This is a genomic window from Mesorhizobium xinjiangense (assembly GCF_009749525.1).
GTDB lineage: Bacteria > Pseudomonadota > Alphaproteobacteria > Rhizobiales > Rhizobiaceae > Mangrovimarina > Mangrovimarina xinjiangensis.
The window spans coordinates 205,702-223,238 of the sequence record NZ_WOAC01000013.1 but is presented as its reverse complement, the minus strand read 5'-3'; the positions used below and the strand labels follow the sequence as shown (position 1 = coordinate 223,238).

Sequence of the window (17,537 nt, the reverse complement as noted above, 5' to 3'; positions counted from 1 at the left end):
TTCGGCCCCAACAGGACTGCTCGTGCAAAGGGACTACGTATTCATAGAGAGTCTTCGCTGAATCCATTCAGCTGATTCAGTGACGTCTGCAACGGCCAGTTCATGATTGGCTGAGAGTTCCAGACTGTCGACGCGCGCTCCTTGAACCATGAGCGCGTTCGCCAGCGCCGGCGCGTTACGAGCAAGCGCATCATCACGTCCGGTTAGCACCAGTACGCTCGTGTCCGAGAGATCCACGGCCGGTGGTTTCTCCAGGGGCTGGATGCCGCGCAACAGAACCGCGCGGCGCACGACGCCAGGATGAAGTTGGATGACCGCCGCCAGCATGTTGGCGCCGCTGGAATAGCCGAGGAAGACAAGTTTGTCGGGGTCGAGGCCATAGCCGGTTACGGCGCCTTCGACAAACGCCGCGAAGGCTTCGGCTTCGCCACGTATATCCTGCTGATCGAACGTCGTTGCGTCAACGCGGCGGAACCAGCGATTGGTTCCTTCCTCGGTCGCTCGGCCACGCACGCCGAGCAGCGCCGAATGCGGGGCTATGCGTCGTGCGATCGGCATCAGATCGGCTTCGTTGCCGCCGGTGCCATGCAGCAGCACCAAGGTCGCGCCGTCCGGATTCTGCGGCCGGTTGAAACGGTGAATGAAAGGAAGGTCGCGGGCCGGAAACCTCTCTTCGCCGGGCAAGGCAATCTGTGGAAGCATTGCCCTCAGATCTTCGGTGCGATCGGCATCATGCGGCGGCAGAAACAGTGTCTGGCCAAGCTCGGCAGGCGCTTCGTCAGTGGTCATGCCCGGCCCGTCGGTCGCGTATTCCATCAGTATACCGGCGGGATCGCGAACGTAGAGCGACACGAAGTACTTCCGATCATGAACCTCGGTGGGCCCGTGATCCTTCAGCGAAAGCCGCATGGAGCGGAGCTCATCGATGCCGCGCGCCCGAAAGGCGACATGGTCGGGCACCCCGCCGCCGGACACGGAAGGCACGAAACCAGACACTTCCCTGACATCGACGATGTCGGTGTCGGAGTCCATGCGCTGTGTAACGCCTGAGCGCCGCTCTTCGGTGTACCCGAAACGTGTCAGAAAGCTTGCGGTCTCAATCGCCTTGTCCGTCAGGAGCGTGACGCCCCGCAGCCGGGTGGGTGCGTTCGGACGTGGGGCTGGCGTTGCCATGTCCATTCCGACCAGCTTTACGATCAGCCCGTCTGGATCCTTCAGCCGGAGGACCGGCTCCCCGAACTCGCGAGATGGACCCTCGAGCGGTATGTGGGCGGCGAGCGCCCTGGTAATCCAGTCACCGAGCGAAACTGGCGGCACCGCCAACGCCACTTCCGATACCTGGCCGATGCCCGTACGGCCGCGGCCCGCCGCCTCCCAGACAAGGAACGTCAGCAACGAGCCGGGACTGCCGAGGCCGTCTCCATAGACAAGATGCAACTGCTCGGCGTCCGCGTAGCCTCCGGTGCGCTTCACAAGCCTTAGCCCGAGAAAGCCGACATAGAAGTCGACGTTGGCCTGCACATTGGAGGTGATGCCGGTGACGTGGTGTATGCCGCTGGTCATTCCGGTGATGCCTTCCGCGCCTGGTTTCCCCTTATGCTTATGAACCTTCAGACGGGTTTTCGCATCGGCCAGTGTGATCAGAATTGCGGATCGAGCGCATCCAGTGCCGCGCAAACGCCCGCGCCGAAATCGGGATGGACCTGCCGAAAAAGCTCGATCTGCCGCTCGACGATCCTGTCGGGAACGCCGCGCATCGCGGCGGCGATGTTGGCGAACAGCCTGGCCTTCTGCGCGTCGTCGAACAACAGGAACAGGGCGCGGGGCTGGCTGAAATCGTCGTTCCCCTCCCGATGATCGAACCGGGCAGCCGGACCTTCGATCTGGGGCGGTGGTTCGGTGAACGATCCGTCCTCTACCGGGCCGCCGAAGCTGTTCGGCTCGTAATAGGCATCCGGATTAGGCATGTTGCCAAAGAATCGCATTGCCCCATCCCTGTGATAATGATGGACCGGGCACCGGGGCCGGTTGACCGGCAGCGCCTCGTAGTGCGTGCCCAGCCTGTAGCGATGGGCGTCCGCATAGGCGAAGATTCTGCCCTGCAGCATCCTGTCGGGCGAGTGGCCGATGCCTCGCACGACGTTCGATGGGCTGAAGGCCAACTGCTCGATTTCGGCAAAGTAGTTGTCCGGATTGCGGTTGAGTTCGAGCACACCGATGTCGATCGGCGGAAAATCGGCATGGGGCCAGACCTTCGTGACGTCGAACGGGTTGAAGGGCAACTCGCCCGCCTGCGCTTCCGTCATGACCTGAACCTGCACGATCCATCGAGGGTAGATTCCTTCCTCGATCGCGCCGAACAGAGCTTCCTGATACCCTTCGCGGGTTCTGCCGACGACCTCCTCCGCCTCGGCGTTCGTGTAGTGGCGATGCCCCTGAGACGTCTTGAAGTGGAACTTGACCCAGACCCGCTCTCCATCGTCGTTCCATAGGCTGTAGGTGTGGCTACCGTAGCCATTCATATGCATCGGGCTGACCGGCAGGCCGCGGTCGGAGAAGAGGATCGTCACCTGATGCAGGCTTTCCGGCGACAGGGACCAGAAGTCCCACATCGCCGTCGCCGATCGCAGATTCGTGCGCGGGTGGCGCTTCTGCGTATGGATGAAATCGGGGAACTTGAGCGGATCACGCACGAAGAAGACCGGCGTGTTGTTGCCCACCAGATCCCAGTTGCCTTCTTCCGTGTAGAACTTGAGCGCGAAGCCGCGAACGTCCCGCTCATGATCGGCCGCCCCCATTTCCCCCGCAACCGTCGAGAAACGCGCGATCAAAGGTGTCTCGGCGCCGGGCTGCAGCACCTTGGCGCAGGTCAGGTGCGATATGTCGCCCGTTATCCTGAACATCCCATGCGCGCCCCAGCCCTTGGCGTGGACCACCCGCTCGGGGATCCGTTCCCGGTTCTGGTGGGCCAGCTTCTCGATCAGCTGCCAGTCCTGCAAGAGGACCGGGCCGCGATCACCGGCGGTCAGGCTGTTCTGGTTGTCACCCACTGGCGCGCCCGACGTTGTTGTCAACGGCAATCGCCGATCGTCTTGCTGTGGCATGGTCACTCCTTCCCGCACGGATCACATCATTGATTGCTGCAAGCCAGCCATCGCACTCCGAAACTGCCCGCGACCATCCACACATCAGCGCAGGAAATCGATTTGACTTCGTTCCCGGGATTGCTGTCGTCGTCCCAGTCTTGCGGATCTTTTCGTGGGCGTTCCTTGGAGAAGCGATAGAGCTTGGTGTTACGCTTCGCAGTTGCGGAACGAACAGGTGTGGTTTCGGTCCCAAGGGGCGGGCCTGGCGCACGATCCAAACCGGGATCTACGAGAATTCATTGGAAATCCGAGCATCCGATTTCAGCACCAGCGATGTGGACGTTCGCCCGCTGTCCAATACCCCGGATCGGGGAAAGGGGACGTCCGGCGCTAAGGTAACTCGTGCAACAGAGCCCGTCTGGCGGCGACGCGACAGCAAGCCAGTGAGACGATCATGCGTCTCGGTTAGTCGTCGACTGTAGCGACACTTTCGTCGGAACAAACAGGGTCTGAAGTTCTGAGACGGGCTTGCACTCGATCGACCCGAGCAACGCCTTGGCCAGGCATCGGCCCGTTTCCCGCACGTCCTCGTGAACAACGTAGAATGCGTCGCCGAATACGGAAAGGTTTGCGAAAAGCTGCTTGGTGACGATATCGACGTCGCGGCCGATGACAGCGCCGATATCCTTCAGGCCGGCCTGGATTGCCAGGATCGCGCCGCCCGTTCCGCTTACCCCGCCCGAGCTGTTGATCAGCCCGTCCGGCGCGGGGCTTTGCTGCATCAGGTTTCTGACGGCGAGCCTGATCTGCTCGATCGAGCTGTCGTTCGAGATGCCCTGAAACTGCACCTCCTCCAGCCCTTGCCCGGCGATCGCCTCCTCGAAGCCTCGCCGCGTGTGGTCGTGGAAGCTCAGGCCTGCCGGCGGGGCGAGCAGCGCCAGTCGCTTGCACCCCAGGCTGGCGAGACATTCGACCGAGATCCGGGCAAAGGCGTGGTTGTCGAAATCGACGTAGGGATGTTCGACGCCCATGTGCGTCCGGCCATGGGTCACGAAGGGCATGCCGTGCTCGATCATGAAATTCACCCGGGTGTCCTCGGGCTCGATCCGGGAAATGATGATTCCGTCCACGGCTTCGGTCTCGACCAACTGCCTGATCGGCGCGACCGGATCGCCGTGCTTCGAATAGGGCGTGACAATGAGATGATAAGGCGTGCCCTCGAGGCCCTCGGTGATCCCGAAGACAATCTGCGACAGGAAGCTGCCGATCTCCTCTTCGGTATCCAGGACAAGGCTCAGTACGTTCGTCTTTCCGGTCCGCAGTCGCAGACCGGCGCTGCTGGGATGGTAGCAAAGCTTGCGCGCCATATCCTGAACGGATTTTCGCGTCGCGGCACTGATCTTGTCATCGTCACGAAGGGCGCGAGAGACAGTCGTGACGCCCAAACCCAATGCGGTCGCAATGGTTTTCAGCGTCGGTTTCTTGCTGCGTGGTTCCAATCAATGCGCCCGGATTCTGGTCTGCTTCTTCTCGATGGGTCCATTCACCTTACTGCTGTTCCGGGCCATTTCCACTCCTCCATATTCAACGAGCTCGGACAGATTTCCCAGCCGGATCACGCCTAAGGACCAAGCCAGTCGCCAGACGACAGGATCTGGTAGTCCGAGGTATCCTACCGTAGCCTTGACAGGTCACAATTGCAACGATACACATTGGTTGTGAAACGATACAACTAGCGGGATGATGCCAAATCCCAATGTCCGCCTTCACCTTAAACGCCGGTCGAGCGGACGCCTTCACCGGGTCGCCGTCGAGCTATGCACCTGAAGACCAAGCCGTCCGCGCAAATGGCGGCGCCCACAGCGTACTGGCAAGGATCAGGGCTAGCCGCGGCGCGGCGTGCGAATCTGCGATAAGCGAGTACCGCCCTCCGAAAGGCGACGCAGCATGACCTATCATTCTTTTGCTCAATGGTACAGCAACGGTCACCTTGCGCACTATGTGCGCTCGATGAAGTCCGCAGGTGACATCATTCATCTACTTGAGGCCGCGCAGCCGGCCGGGGACATGTCCGACCCCGCCGTCCCGGATCTCGTCTTGTATCAAGACCTGCATGGTGGCAGCCGTGTCAGCGGCGATATGGGAGGGGGGCGCTTCGATGTGAGGAGCGAAAAGGGCAGCTTTTTTCTCTCCGCTCCAAGGTTCGCAAACACGGTCATTGTCGACGCCGCTCATGAGCTTCGCAGCTTGTCGTTTCCGTTGGCGCGGTGGCAGCCCGTTTTGGATGAAGCCGCCGATGGGCGGTTTTCTATAGACTATCAGAAACTCTGTATGGGGGCGTTAGACTCGCCAACTATCCGGTCCGCGGTCCGGAACCTGTGGGTCTTGTGCGATGAGGAAGGTGCGCCGTCGCGCCTGCTGGCGCAGGCCGCAGGCTGCGAGATCCTGGCCGAACTTTGCCGGTTGGGCGGCGCGCCATTCGGGCCAGCCAGGGGCGGCCTCGCTCCGTGGGCAGAGAGCCGCTGCCTGGAACTGCTGCGGGCGCGGCTTTCAGAAGACATCAGCCTCGACGAACTGGCAGCCGAAGCGCGACTCTCACCTTTTCATTTCGCGCGCATGTTCAAGCAGAGTGTCGGCGTGCCGCCGCGAGTCTATCTGACACGACTGAGAGTGGAGAAGGCCTGCGAACTGCTGGAGACGACGGACCTTCCGGTCACCGAGATCGCGCAGGAGGTGGGATATTCGTCGAACCAGGTGCTTGCCCGGGTGTTCATCAAGCACCAACGCGTGAGCCCGTCCGACTATCGTCGGGCCGTGCGCGATCCGGTGCGCCAAATCTCTCTGAACGCGCCGGGAAACGCGCCTTCGGCGGCGGAGGCAAGACAATGAAGCCGCCGCGATACCAGGCGCGGTGGTGAACGTCCGGCTCAAACTCCATGGAGAATCTGAATCATGTTTGAAAGATCAATAGCCCGCGTCACCCGGATCCCGCCGCTCGGGCCTGGCTTCGCCGGCGAGAATCACAAGGCTGCGCTGGTGGTAGAGCCCGATAACCTGCCCGCCACGGACCCCTTCTTCCTCATGGCTGATGACAACATCACCCAGGCAGGGCCCCTTGGAGATGCACACCCTCATGCCGGGCTGGAGACCGTGACCTTCATGCTCAACGGCACACTGGAGGATATCAACGGCCGGCTGGACGCGGGCGATGTCGAGTGGATGACCGCTGGCAGCGGCATCGTCCATGGGGAAGACACGAAGGCCACCACCGGCATGCGCCTGTTCCAGCTCTGGCTGGTCCTTCCGGAGGCGCAGCGCAACATGCCTCCGCGTGTGCAGGTCCTGCGTCGCGCCGAGATGCCGGTACACGCTGAGTCCGGCGTTGTCGCAAAGGTTTACAGCGGGCAGTTGGCGAGTGCAGCGGCGCCGACACTGAACGAAGTTCCGGTCACGCTGGCCGACATCGAACTGACGTCGGGAGCCGTCTTCACGCCGCAGCTGCCTGCCTCCTACAATGTTTTCCTTGTGGTCATTGACGGAGATATCGAAGCCGGCCGCTCGGCCGAGAAGCTGGCAGCGAACATGGTCGGCTGGTCAGACCCCTCCGCTGACGGCGCAAGCCTGCTTGCGCTGCGGGCAGGTCAGCACGGCGCCCGGCTGCTGCTCTATGCCGGTCAGCCGCAGGACATGCAGGTGGTTGCGAAAGGGCCTTTCATCGCTGGGTCGCCGGAGGAGCTCGCAGGCTATTACGCTGCCTATCGACAGGGAAAGTTCCCGCATGCGGGCACATTGCGCCCTGTCATTCATGAATAACTCGCCCGTCGGGCACTTGCGAAACATGTTCCTGGTCCAGGATGACAATTGCCGACCGGATTCCAGCCGGTCGGCAATTCACAAGAGGCGCAGGGTCGCGACGGGAGGAGCGGGCTCGAGTTCAGGCGAGGAACGGCGGCGAATTCTCGCCGCGCAGCCGGTAGTTGGGGCGCGGCCGCTCGAGGCGGATCGACTCCTTAACGGTATAGGCGTGATACTTGGTCATGCTCGTCACGCCGGCCAGACGCTCTGACCAGAGCTTCCCATTGCTCGTCTTCTTCTCGAGCACATGCTTGGTCGCATAATTGGCCATTGAGTTGATCCAGTTCTCCGACCCGACCCAGAAGCGGTCGAGCCCTGGCTTCAGCAGGATGTCGATCAGCCGGTCGGATCGCGAGAATTTGTCGATGGCCGCCTGAGCGCCTTCGAGAATATCAGCGAAATACTCGATCGACTCCCTGACCAGCTCGGGCGTACCGTACTTCATGTGGTGCCCGGCGACCAGATAGTCGAAATCGTACTCCATGATCTGGTGCTGCGCCTCGTACCAGGCGGTGATGTTCTGGGAGGCGTCGCAGTGCATGAAGGTGGCGCTGCCGGGGCTGATGATGTCGATGCAGGTCAGCACCTTCTGCGCCGGCGCGTAGATGAAGATGTTGCCGGGGCAGTGGTTCTCGCCTTTGTAGGACAGCTCCAGGGTAACGCCGCCGACCGTCAGCGTATACTCTTTTGCGAAGGTGATCGTCGGCAGCGGCCGGCCCGGATCCGGGAAACGTTCGAGAAGCTCCTTGGTAATCTCGTGGGCGACAATCTCGACGTCCGGCCCGTATACGGTGGCTGCGCCGATATGGTCGGTGTGCCAGTGGCTGTAGATCACATGCGTCACCGGCTTGTCGGTAACGTCCTCGATTGCGGCAAGCATGTTCTCGCCGAGCGTCGGGGGAGCATCGATCGCGATCACGCCCTCGTCCGTCACAATGAACGCTGCATCATAGCCCCCGCTTGTCACCCAGTAGAAGCCGCCGCGAAGCTCCTCGACATGGTAGCCGAGCTTTTGAAAGCGCTCGCTCCAGAAATAGGGCGGGTAGTATTCAGCGGGATCGAGCGGATGCTCTCCCGCTTCTGGAAAGCCGTACCGGTCGATACCGAAAAACCCTGGTGTGTCTGAAGCCGTGATAGGCTTTTGATGGTCGTCGCACATGGTCTGATTCCTTCTTTCTGCTGATCGGGGAGTTCGGCCGTTCAGACAGCCGGAGGTTCGAAGCGGAGGACTGCCTTGATGACGCGGCCTGCAGCGACGTCCTCGAATGCCCGGTTGATGTCGGCGAAATCGTAAAAGGTGATGAGGCGATCGAAAGGGAAGCGGCCGCGGCGATAGAGGCCAATAAGCTCAGGGATCATCAATGCCGAAACGGCGTCGCCCTGGATGATGCCCTGAAGCGTCTGCCCGACCGAAAGACGCGCCGCGTCCACAACCGCCTCCGAACGGTCGTTGAAGGCGACGAACCCGAAATGTCCCATTGGCGCGAGCGCAGCAATTCCGGCATCAAGGTTCGATGCACGCCCGCTGGTTTCGAGTACAAACTCGATGCCGCGCGGCTCGATCTGCCGGATCGCAGCCGCGATGTTTTTATCGCTGGCTGCATTAATGACGTGCGTCGCGCCCAGTTCCCTCGCCAACTCCAGCCTCCCGGCGTTCACGTCGATGGCGATGACGGTCATAGCGTCTGCAATCCTGGCAGCCATGATCGTGGCAAGGCCGACCGCGCCGACGCCGAAGACCGCAACGGTGGCACCGACCGGGACCTTCAACGCCTTGAGGATCGCCCCCGCGCCGGTCTGCATGCCGCAACCGAGGGGCCCGAGGATCTCCAGGGGAATGTCGGACGGAACCTTGATGGTGTTGCGCTGGTGGGCGAGCGCATAGGTGGCAAACGAGGACTGACCAAAGAAGTGAGCATGGAGCCCGTCCGGACCCTCGCGCCGAACGCCTGTGGAGCCGTCCAGTCTCGCGCCTGCGAAGTTGGCCTCCCAGACTTTTTCACAATAGGCGGCATGAGAGGACAGGCACGGCTTGCACTGTCCGCAGGCGTGGTAGGACAGGACGACGTGATCTCCGGGTTTCACGTGGCTGACAGTCGATCCGACCCGTTCCACGACCCCCGCACCCTCGTGACCGAGGATTGCCGGTAATGGCGCCATAATTAATTGTTGGCGGACATGCGCGTCGGTTGCGCAGATACCTGTTGCCACCATACGGACGATCACTTCATCCGGCCGGGGCGCCTCAAGGGTGATATCGTGTATAACGAAGGGATCATTGGCCCGTTCGATCACGGCTGCACGCACCTGCTTCATCAGGCACGCCTCTCACAACAGCACGAATATTCAGTGGTTTGAGATGTGTTCACTGGCAGCCTCCATCGAGTTATGACCCGAGCGTGCAGCGGCTGTGTCTGCAAACCTCTCCCGAAAATGGCGTTCGTGGTATCGGTCATGATCTTACCTCTTCTCAAGGCGGCTCGGCCAGTCAGGCGCGGATAAAGGCCAGCATATCCGGGTTCACCACCTCGGGATGCGTGGCGAACAGGCCGTGAGAAAGGCCGGGATAGGTCTTCAGCGTTCCGTCACGGACGAGCTTGATCGCCTTGTGAGCCGCGTTTTCGATGGGCACGATCTGGTCGTCCTCGCCGTGGATGATCAGCACGGGAATGGCGAGAGCCTTCAGGTCTTCGGTGAAGTCGGTCTCAGAAAACACTTCGATGCAGTCATGGTGCGCCTTGGCGCCGCCACTCATGCCCTGGCGCCACCAGTTGTCGATCAGGCCCTGGCTGACCTTCGCGCCCTCCCGGTTGAAGCCATAGAAGGGCCCGCTTGGCAGATCGCGATAGAACTGTGCGCGGTTTGTCTCAAGGGCCGAGCGCAAGCCGTCGAAGACATCCATGGGGACGCCGTCCGGGTTCGCGTCGGACTTGACCATCACCGGCGGGATCGCGGCGATCAGGATGGCCTTGGCCACCCGGCCACGCTCGGCGCGGGCCGCATAGCGGGTCACTTCGCCGCCGCCGGTCGAATGGCCGATATGGACCGCGTCGCGCAGATCGAGCGCCTTGGCGATCTCAGCCACGTCGGCGGCATAGGTATCCATGTCGTTGCCGGTGTCGGTCTGGTCGGACCGGCCATGGCCGCGCCTGTCATGCGCGACCACACGGTAGCCTTCAGACAGGAAGAACAGCATCTGGTTGTCCCAGTCATCGGCGCTGAGCGGCCAGCCATGGTGGAAAACGATAGGCTGCGCGTCTTTCGGTCCCCAATCCTTGTAGAAGAGGCTGGTCCCGTCGGGTGTTGTGATGGTTGCCATTGCATGTCTCCTTGAAAGCCAGGTTGAGCGGATGTTTGGATCGGCAGGGGTCTTGCGCAGCCGCGATCTCACCTGGTCGGAACGCGCGCCTGCTTTTCACATGACAGTCCTAGCGGCTTGGCGAACGTGCTGCGGCGCAGAAGCTGCTGCGCATGTGCCGATCTTGCGGGCTCCCGACCAAGCTGGCCCGTCGCATAACCGCGATCGGCTTGTTCGATTTCAGCGGTGCTGTTCATTCGGGTCCCTGTTGTTTCGGGGAAACTGGAAAATCGACGGAGCCCCGCCCCTTTCGAGCGCGAACCGGCATGGGGCTGGCACCTGATGACGATCCGCTGAAACGATGACGATCCGCTGAGACGTCTGGTCTTCACGCTAAAGGATTCAGCGCCGTCGCGCGGCGCGCAGACTGCTGTGACGGTGCACGGCTTTGGGCCCCCATGCGCGCCTGGCTCTGCTCGCGCGCATGTTCGCGTTGGCGCGCGTCGGTCAGGATGCGCGTCAGATAATGGGTTTCACCATGGGTGCCGACCACCAGCGCGTGACGGACATATTCAGCATTGGTGCGGATCAACTCACGGTCCAGCGCGAGGCCCTTGGCAGCCGCAAACTGGTGCATGAAGGTTATGGTCGTGCGCGTATTGCCTTCCCGGAACGGATGGACCTTCCAGAGGTCGACAATCATCCCCGCAAATGAGGCCATGTCCTCCGGCCGCGACAGGTCCCTGAGACCCGACCAGTCGCGGGCATTGAGTTGCTTCAGGCAGTGCTCGGCCTGGAGGCGCGCAAGATGGAACGGTGCGTATTCGACACTGCCGCCGCCCAGCTTCTCCTCGGCCTTGACCATATCGATGCGGCGGATTTCGCCGGCGAACGGATACACCGGCGCGAAGATGCGCTGGTGTATTTCCAGCAGGTGCGCGAGGCCGAATTCGCCCTTGACCGGATTGTCGTAAAGACCCTTCAACGTCTTCAGGGTCTCCCGACGCTCCTTGCTATCGAGTTTGGCCTGATCCCTGATGTTGAAATTATTGATGAGGACTGTGGTGCCCGGGTAAAGATAGGGGTCACTCATCAAGCGGCACGGGCGCGCCTTGCTTCGACATAGGCATCGCCCAGCTGATCGCAATCCTCTTCGCTCAACAGCCCGGCCTCTTCACACAGGACGAGGAACTGCTCGTACAGATTTGGCTCGTCTCGCGACACGGCCATTGCCGAAAGCGCGGCCTTGTGGCCGTCGGTCAGCATCGCCGCGACGATGGGCTCAAGCGGCTTCTGATCGAGGGTTCTGATGACCTGTTGGGCCAGCCGCAGCGCATGTGCGCGATCTGCGACAGCGGGGCTTTCCATTAGCGTTGCGGTCATGTTTCAGGCTCCTGTAACTTGCTCTTTTGTATAGCCGAAAATCGGCTCGAAAGCCAGTCTCGGCAGTCCTTTCACCGCTAAGGCCGGCCATCTCTTTTGACCGCGGCGTCAAGCAGAAGGCCCCGCCCTTTTCGGCGGGGCCTACAGGCCGGCGTGATCAGTCCCGGTTGGGCCGGGACCAGATCAGCTGGAGACCGTCCTCGCCTTCAACCTCGATCAGGGTGGCATAGATCGGAGCGGGGAAGCTCGGATCGTCCAGCTTGACCGAGAGGTAGTCGCGGCCTTTGTTGGAGGTCATCTGCCAGGCTGCGCCTAGTTCGACATTGGCTGCCGCGAAGATGCGGAAGTGCGGGCCTTTGTCGGAAGGGTTCTCGACGCGGACCAGCTTGGCCTTGACGTTGAGGTTGAGGGTCTTGATGACGCCGTTGAAGCCGCTGCCGGTCGAGGTGAAGGTGCCGATGGTAGCCATTTGTCTCATTCCTTTGATTTCTCGAGCCGCGACCACCGCGACCTCGATGGCGGTCGACAGACCGGAGGCGATCGACCCGCACCCCGGAGGGGCCGCAACGTCAGTGGAGGGCGGCCGGGAGAGACTTTCTTGCCTCGCGAGGAATGGCCGCGAAATCCGGGGGCCCCCGCGACTTGTCGCGTGGGGTGGTTTGGCCAGGGGAAGAAAGTGGAGACCGGCGGTTGCGGACAAGAGCGAGACCGAGCGCAGCGAGGTCGGCCTTCGGTCAGACCAGCCACATCGAGGACGCAGGTGGATGTGCCCGTAGCAGGAACAACCGGAATGAAGACGGGCGTCCCTTCATCGGCGTCACAGTCCGCATCACCGTATGGCGAGATGCGCCGTTCCCACCCCGGCCTCCCGTCATGACCGGCCCACGACGGAGTTCCTGAACGGCAACGGTCGGGCCTTCGTATCAGGCTGCCTCCGCGACGCTCGCCGTCGGCTGAAGATCGTGCAGGTAGGTGGCTGCGCGTTGCGCATGCGCGGCGGCCGAGAAGATGAAGCGCTTCTCGTTGGAGAGCACTTCCAACCAGGACTTAAGGTAACTGGCGTGGTCCGGTCGTGGCTCGAGTTCGGGCACAATGCCGAGATCGGCGCAGAGGAACACCGATCCCAGCTCGGCGATCAATTCCTCGCGGCTGCGTTCGCTGCGATCCTTGTGGTAGCGGCTGAGATCGCGGTTGACCCGGTGGGCCGGAGCCGTCCAGTGGATTGTCTCGTGCGCCCTGACGGCAACGAATGACTCCGCGTCGCGGAAGCTCTCGAAGACCGGGAGCTGGATGTGGTCGGAAGACGGGGAATAATATGCCCCGGCGCCGCCATAGACGACCCTGGCGCCGGTCGCGTCGAAAAACGCATCGGCGTGGGCGATGCGCGTGACGGGATCGATCACCGGCGGCGGCGCACTATGATAGTGGTCTGGCAATCCCTTGATCTGATCAACGTTGAAGACCGAATAGGCTTTGAGGAACGGGATACCGCGCTCAACCTCATCGCCTTGGCTGTCGGTCTCGGTCCTGGTGAACTGGCTGGCGTAGACGACGGTCGAGCCGGTCTCGCCTTTTCGGACATGCCCGCCAAGTTCGACAGATTGTTTGAACGTCATCCATATCGGCGAGGCAAACCCTCGTGCGACCGCCTCCGACCACAGGAGGATCACGTTGATGCCCTGGTAGGGTGTCCGTTGTGGCGCAGGGGCCGCGTGATGCGGCCGGCGGTGTTGGCAGCACTCCACGGCTTGACCCATGGGCGAACGCCTTTCTCCAGATCCGCGACGATGCGGTCGGTGATCTTCGCGTAGATGTCGACGCGGGGTTTGCTGTCTTTCCTGTTCATGGTTCGAACCTCCATTCGAGGCCGCGCCGATCGCGGCCGTCACGAGGTCCGCCCGCGAGAGGACCGCAGGTCCGCGAACCCGGGAGGATCAATCGGAAGACGGAGAGACGTCGCAGCCGGGCCGGAACGGCAGTGGAGGACGGCATCGCCGTTTCGCGGAACGAGGACCGGAGCAGGCCCAACGATCGTGACGGCCGCGATTGCGCCGGACTCGCCATGGGTCTTCATGTTTCCCTTCCGCCTCCCGGTCCCGCGGAAGCCAGCGGCGTCTGCCGCAAAATAGGAATAGGTCGGCACCCATCGGGTCCGACCTGCAAACAAGCGGACAAGGAAAGGGCGGAGCCGGAGCCCCGCCCGCGGCCGCTATCCGAGAGCGGCCATCTGGAGGTCGGCGGCCTGCCGGCTGACGGTCTGGCCGGGATTTTCGGCCTGCCGCTCGTAGGGCTTCCAGCTCTCGCCGACGATGTGCTCGTAGGCCGCGACCACGCCCTCCTTGAGCGCCTTCACGGTGCGCTCGTGGGCGGCGAGCTGCTGGCCGGCGCGCATCATCGGCCAGGCCGCAGCGAGCTGTTCGCGTTCGGTGGCGGGCAAGCCGAGGGCTTGCTTCCTGAACACGGTGTCGTCAGTCTCGCGCGCACCGATCGAGAGCAATGTGCGTTCCCCGAACCGCTCGGACACGGCGTTGTTGAAGCCCTCGATCTCGGCCTTGGCCATGCGGTCGGCCAGTGCGAAGCCGAGCGCTGCCGAAAGATCATTGCGGTCCATTGCATCGCGCACCTTTTCGAGCACGACACGCGCAGCGGGTGAAAGCGCGGGAATATCGATGGAGACGCGACGGCGCAGCGCCTTTTCATCGGCCTCGAGCCTGCGCGTGGCCGCTTCACGCAAACGCAGGTAGCGTTCAATCTCGCGCCCGAGTGCCGGGATGTTCGCGTTGGCCTCACGCCGCGCCTCACGATCCGACCGGCCGGCCAGCAACCCTTCGCGACCGCGCAGCGCGCCGATCGAAGCGGGTTCACGCGCAAGCTGATTGAGACGCTCCGATGCTGTTGCGGGATCGGCGAGGACGGCATCGAAGCGCATGGCGCGAAACGCCGCCTCCGGATCGGCGAAGACCAGGCGGAACCGGTCGGACACCTCCTCCCACTGTCTCGCGACTTCCTTTTCCGCGTGAATCCTCTCGGCCGCGACGTCGGTAACGGATTTGGCGAATGTGGTGACGCCCTTGACCATCGGCTCGGCCTCCTTTTTCGATTGGACGACGGACAGGGTGGTGTCGAAGAGACCGATGCGGGTGCCGACGGCGCGAAGCTTTCGGCCGAGATCGGCAAGGCGCCGCTTCTGGCGCAGCGTCCAGTCCAGCCGGTCGCGGGCGAGTGTGCGTGCGACCCGCATGAGATGAAGTCCGCGATTGTTGGCGAAGCTGAGCGCCTGCCGGTAGAAGCGTCCGGTGGCGTAATCGAGAGTGGTTTCCTTGGCGTTGCGCCGCGAAAGGAGCGCATCAAGACCGCCCGCGATCTGGAACGACCGCTCGCCATAAAAGAGCTGAAGTTCTTCCCTGTGCCGGGTCATCGCCACATAGGTCAGATGCCGGTCCAGCGAGAGCGAGGCGAGCACCTTGACGCGATCGACGGTCGCGCCCTGGCTTTTGTGGATCGTAGTGGCATAGCCGAGATCGAGATTGCGATAGAAGCGCTCCTCGACCTCGATGCGCCGGTTCCCCTGCCCGTCCCCGATCTCTGCGACGATTCTGCCGGGCTCGGCTTCGACCACCCTGCCGATCATGCCGTTCTTGACGCCGAGCGCGCCCTCGTTCCTGAGAAACACGATCTGGTCGCCAGCATCGAAATGCCGTGTCCCGTCTTCCGTCTGAAACGCATGGCCCTCGCCGACAATGCTGCGCTCGACCAGCTTTTCGCGGGCGAGCCGGTTGAGCTCGCGCACGTCGCGGCGCAGATGGGACAGGATGAGCGTGGACTTTTCGGGATCGTATTCGCGGTTCCAGGATGCGATCAGGCTCTCGACCGCCTGGGCCTTGAGCTTGTGACCGATCACCATGCCGTGGCCCTTATAGGCCGAGAGCGCGGCCTTCACGTTGCCGCGCGCAAGATCGAGCGAGGCGGTGCGCATCCAGGCGTCCTTCTGGCGGTAGATCGTCTCGAGTTCGGCATAGCCTGTGCGCTCGACGATGGCGCGGAAGGCAGCACCCGCCTCGATCGGTTGGAGCTGTTCGGCGTCGCCAACAAGCACCAGCTTGGCTCCGGCCCTCGAAACCGCCTCGACGAATGCCGCCAGCCGATGCAGGCCGATTTCGGCGGTTGAGGGTAATCGTGGCGGCGCAGCCAGGCGAGGCAGTCCCGACGGCTCATGCGCATCTCGATCAACGGCCAGCGGTTGACCTGCCAGGTTTCGCGGCTCGGCTTCACGCGCATGATCTCATCGCACGAGATTCCGATCCATTGCTCGACAACGGCATGGCCGGGCGAGCGCTTCCGGGTCAGCCCCGCAAGTTCCCTGACTTTCCGCCGGATCGGTACGATCTTGAAATCCGTGGTGCATTGACGCCGGATCATGCCGATGGAAACCGTGTCGCGTGTTGTGCGCCGTGTGGAGACCTCGACGAGCGCACCGGCCGCATCCTCGTCGAATACGGGCACGGAGGATCCCACCGGGATGACGGTTTTGGCGAACGCCGGAATCGATGCCCAGCGTTTACCCTTTGCCGCTCCCATGAGCTGATCACGTATGTTGCCCGCCGAAACGACATGGACGGGAAATGGCAGGACGTTGGGCGATCGCAGCCAGTTGAGATGGTCATAGATCGCCTTCGGTTCCCAGCCAGTATCGGCGAATATCGCGCAATTGGGCATCGGGCCGATCTCGCCATGGGCGGCCATCAGCGCCAGGGTGGTCGATTGTACGCCGGCGCCGAGCGATAGCACGCGCAGCCGGATGGCGGAGGGCTCGATGCCCTCCGCAGCAGTATTCGAAAAAGAAAGCATCAGGCCGCCTCCAACTGTCCCGTGTCGGTGGCGGAGGGCTGCAAGCCGTGCAGATAGGTCACGGCCCGTTGCGCATGGGCGGCGGCCTGAAAGATTGCCTTTCGGTCGTCGGACAGGACACGCAACCAGCTCGCCATATAGGACGCATGGTCCGGCCGTGGTTCGAGTTCCGGAACGATGCCGAGGTCGGCGCAAAGCAGAGCCGAGCCGATTTCGGCCACGAGCTCTTCGCGCGCGCGCTCGGTCTTGTCCCTGGCGTAGCGGCTCAGATCGCGGCCAACCCGATCGGGCCTCGAGGTCCAGTGGACTGTTTCGTGACTGAGCACGGCGACGTAGGACTCGGCGTCCCGGAACGTCTCGAAGGGCGGCATCTGGATGTGATCGCTTGCCGGCGCGTAGAATGCTCGGGCGCCGCCATGCCGGATCACGGCCCCAGTGTTGGCGAAGAACTGGTCGGCATGTTCGATCCGCTCGACAGGATCGATGACCTTTTCGGGCCGGTGGTAATAGTGATCGGGAAGTCCGTCGATCTGATCGCAATTGAAGACGGTGTACGTTTTGAGGAAGGGAATATCGCGCTCCAATTCCTCGCCCCGCGCGTCCGTCTCGGTTTTCGTGAACCGGCTCGCATAGACGACCGTCGCGCCGGTTTCGCCCTTGCGGACTTGTGCGCCGATCTGCGCCGCCTGCCGATAGGTCATCCAGAGCGGTGCCGTGAACCCGCGCGCCAGGCTCTCTGACCACAGCAACAAGACGTTGATGCCGGTGTATGGTTCACCGGTGTGGCGCAGCGGTCGGGTGATACGTCCGTCGGCATGGCCGACGCTCCAGGGTTTCACCCATGGCCGCACGCCCTTCTCCAGATCGGCAACGATCTTCTCCGTGATGCGCGCGTAGATGTCGGTCTTCGCGCCCTTTTCTTTCCTGCTCATTTCAACCTCCGTATCTGGAGGCCGCGCCGATCGCGGCCCCGTCACGGGGCCGGTTCAGGCGGAGCTTCAGGGCGCGCCTGCACCCGCAGGGCCGGACCGAAGGGGAGGACGGCGCAAGCCGTTGCTGGCGCGGCC

At 62.6% G+C, this 17,537-nt stretch carries 13 protein-coding genes and 2 pseudogenes; 2 read left to right on the top strand and 13 right to left on the bottom strand.

Annotated features, from left to right (window positions below; translation table 11 throughout):
- Positions 1–33: 33 nt before the first annotated feature.
- The 3 genes from GM909_RS15365 to GM909_RS15355 form a co-directional block, all read right to left on the bottom strand.
- On the bottom strand, positions 34–1,563 hold the full coding sequence (locus GM909_RS15365; RefSeq protein ID WP_157017415.1) for a VOC family protein: 1,530 nt from the start codon (positions 1,561–1,563) through the stop codon (positions 34–36).
- A gap of 77 nt (positions 1,564–1,640) precedes the next feature.
- Positions 1,641–3,104 (bottom strand): catalase, encoded by a 1,464-nt coding sequence (locus GM909_RS15360; RefSeq protein WP_157017350.1) that lies wholly within the window; start codon positions 3,102–3,104, stop codon positions 1,641–1,643.
- A gap of 434 nt (positions 3,105–3,538) precedes the next feature.
- Positions 3,539–4,585 carry a LacI family transcriptional regulator gene (locus GM909_RS15355; RefSeq protein ID WP_157017348.1) on the bottom strand — a complete coding sequence of 349 codons (1,047 nt, stop codon included), beginning with the start codon at positions 4,583–4,585 and terminating at the stop codon, positions 3,539–3,541.
- Between the two features lie 448 nt (positions 4,586–5,033).
- On the opposite strand from GM909_RS15355, the gene GM909_RS15350 reads away from it, so the two are divergent.
- Together GM909_RS15350 and GM909_RS15345 are read left to right on the top strand one after the other, a co-directional pair.
- Positions 5,034–5,975: an AraC family transcriptional regulator gene (locus tag GM909_RS15350; RefSeq protein WP_157017346.1), complete on the top strand. Its 942-nt coding sequence runs from the start codon at positions 5,034–5,036 to the stop codon at positions 5,973–5,975.
- A gap of 63 nt (positions 5,976–6,038) precedes the next feature.
- Positions 6,039–6,899 carry a pirin family protein gene (locus tag GM909_RS15345; RefSeq protein ID WP_157017344.1) on the top strand — a complete coding sequence of 287 codons (861 nt, stop codon included), beginning with the start codon at positions 6,039–6,041 and terminating at the stop codon, positions 6,897–6,899.
- Positions 6,900–7,020: 121 nt separating this feature from the next.
- Here the strand turns inward: GM909_RS15345 and GM909_RS15340 are convergent, their stop codons facing one another.
- From GM909_RS15340 to GM909_RS15295, 10 genes and pseudogenes are all read right to left on the bottom strand, one after another.
- The gene (locus GM909_RS15340; protein ID WP_157017342.1) at positions 7,021–8,100 is read right to left on the bottom strand and encodes an MBL fold metallo-hydrolase; all 1,080 of its coding nucleotides are present in this window, start codon (positions 8,098–8,100) and stop codon (positions 7,021–7,023) included.
- Positions 8,101–8,141: 41 nt separating this feature from the next.
- Entirely contained in the window at positions 8,142–9,257 is a 1,116-nt protein-coding gene (locus GM909_RS15335; RefSeq protein ID WP_157017340.1) for an NAD(P)-dependent alcohol dehydrogenase, read from the bottom strand.
- A 172-nt stretch (positions 9,258–9,429) separates the two neighbouring features.
- Positions 9,430–10,260 (bottom strand): alpha/beta fold hydrolase, encoded by an 831-nt coding sequence (locus GM909_RS15330; RefSeq protein ID WP_157017338.1) that lies wholly within the window; start codon positions 10,258–10,260, stop codon positions 9,430–9,432.
- A 367-nt stretch (positions 10,261–10,627) separates the two neighbouring features.
- The gene (locus tag GM909_RS15325; RefSeq protein ID WP_157017336.1) at positions 10,628–11,332 is read right to left on the bottom strand and encodes a Fic/DOC family protein; all 705 of its coding nucleotides are present in this window, start codon (positions 11,330–11,332) and stop codon (positions 10,628–10,630) included.
- A complete protein-coding gene (locus GM909_RS15320; RefSeq protein WP_157017335.1) occupies positions 11,332–11,622 on the bottom strand; it encodes a hypothetical protein in 291 nt (96 codons plus the stop codon). Before GM909_RS15320 ends, GM909_RS15325 begins: the two co-directional genes overlap by 1 nt.
- A 157-nt stretch (positions 11,623–11,779) precedes the next feature.
- Positions 11,780–12,091 carry a DUF736 domain-containing protein gene (locus GM909_RS15315; RefSeq protein WP_157017334.1) on the bottom strand — a complete coding sequence of 104 codons (312 nt, stop codon included), beginning with the start codon at positions 12,089–12,091 and terminating at the stop codon, positions 11,780–11,782.
- 454 nt (positions 12,092–12,545) lie between these two features.
- Positions 12,546–13,468: pseudogene (locus GM909_RS15310) on the bottom strand (ArdC family protein).
- Positions 13,469–13,831: 363 nt separating this feature from the next.
- The gene (locus tag GM909_RS26395; RefSeq protein ID WP_328600464.1) at positions 13,832–15,718 is read right to left on the bottom strand and encodes a BID domain-containing protein; all 1,887 of its coding nucleotides are present in this window, start codon (positions 15,716–15,718) and stop codon (positions 13,832–13,834) included.
- Between the two features lie 35 nt (positions 15,719–15,753).
- Positions 15,754–16,470: pseudogene (locus tag GM909_RS15300) on the bottom strand (hypothetical protein); the annotation flags it as partial.
- Positions 16,470–17,402 (bottom strand): ArdC family protein, encoded by a 933-nt coding sequence (locus GM909_RS15295; RefSeq protein WP_157017332.1) that lies wholly within the window; start codon positions 17,400–17,402, stop codon positions 16,470–16,472. The gene GM909_RS15295 and the pseudogene GM909_RS15300, both read right to left, overlap by 1 nt.
- Positions 17,403–17,537: the final 135 nt, after the last annotated feature.

Bases quoted from the DNA above. Each gene is read 5' to 3' on its own strand.
- GM909_RS15360 (WP_157017350.1), bottom strand. From the start codon at position 3,104: ATGCCACAGCAAGACGATCGGCGATTGCCGTTGACAACAACGTCGGGC.
- GM909_RS15320 (WP_157017335.1), bottom strand. From the start codon at position 11,622: ATGACCGCAACGCTAATGGAAAGCCCCGCTGTCGCAGATCGCGCACAT.
- GM909_RS15345 (WP_157017344.1), top strand. From the start codon at position 6,039: ATGTTTGAAAGATCAATAGCCCGCGTCACCCGGATCCCGCCGCTCGGG.
- GM909_RS15335 (WP_157017340.1), bottom strand. From the start codon at position 9,257: ATGAAGCAGGTGCGTGCAGCCGTGATCGAACGGGCCAATGATCCCTTC.
- GM909_RS15325 (WP_157017336.1), bottom strand. From the start codon at position 11,332: ATGAGTGACCCCTATCTTTACCCGGGCACCACAGTCCTCATCAATAAT.
- GM909_RS15295 (WP_157017332.1), bottom strand. From the start codon at position 17,402: ATGAGCAGGAAAGAAAAGGGCGCGAAGACCGACATCTACGCGCGCATC.
- GM909_RS15315 (WP_157017334.1), bottom strand. From the start codon at position 12,091: ATGGCTACCATCGGCACCTTCACCTCGACCGGCAGCGGCTTCAACGGC.
- GM909_RS15365 (WP_157017415.1), bottom strand. From the start codon at position 1,563: ATGACCAGCGGCATACACCACGTCACCGGCATCACCTCCAATGTGCAG.
- GM909_RS15350 (WP_157017346.1), top strand. From the start codon at position 5,034: ATGACCTATCATTCTTTTGCTCAATGGTACAGCAACGGTCACCTTGCG.
- GM909_RS15340 (WP_157017342.1), bottom strand. From the start codon at position 8,100: ATGTGCGACGACCATCAAAAGCCTATCACGGCTTCAGACACACCAGGG.
- GM909_RS15330 (WP_157017338.1), bottom strand. From the start codon at position 10,260: ATGGCAACCATCACAACACCCGACGGGACCAGCCTCTTCTACAAGGAT.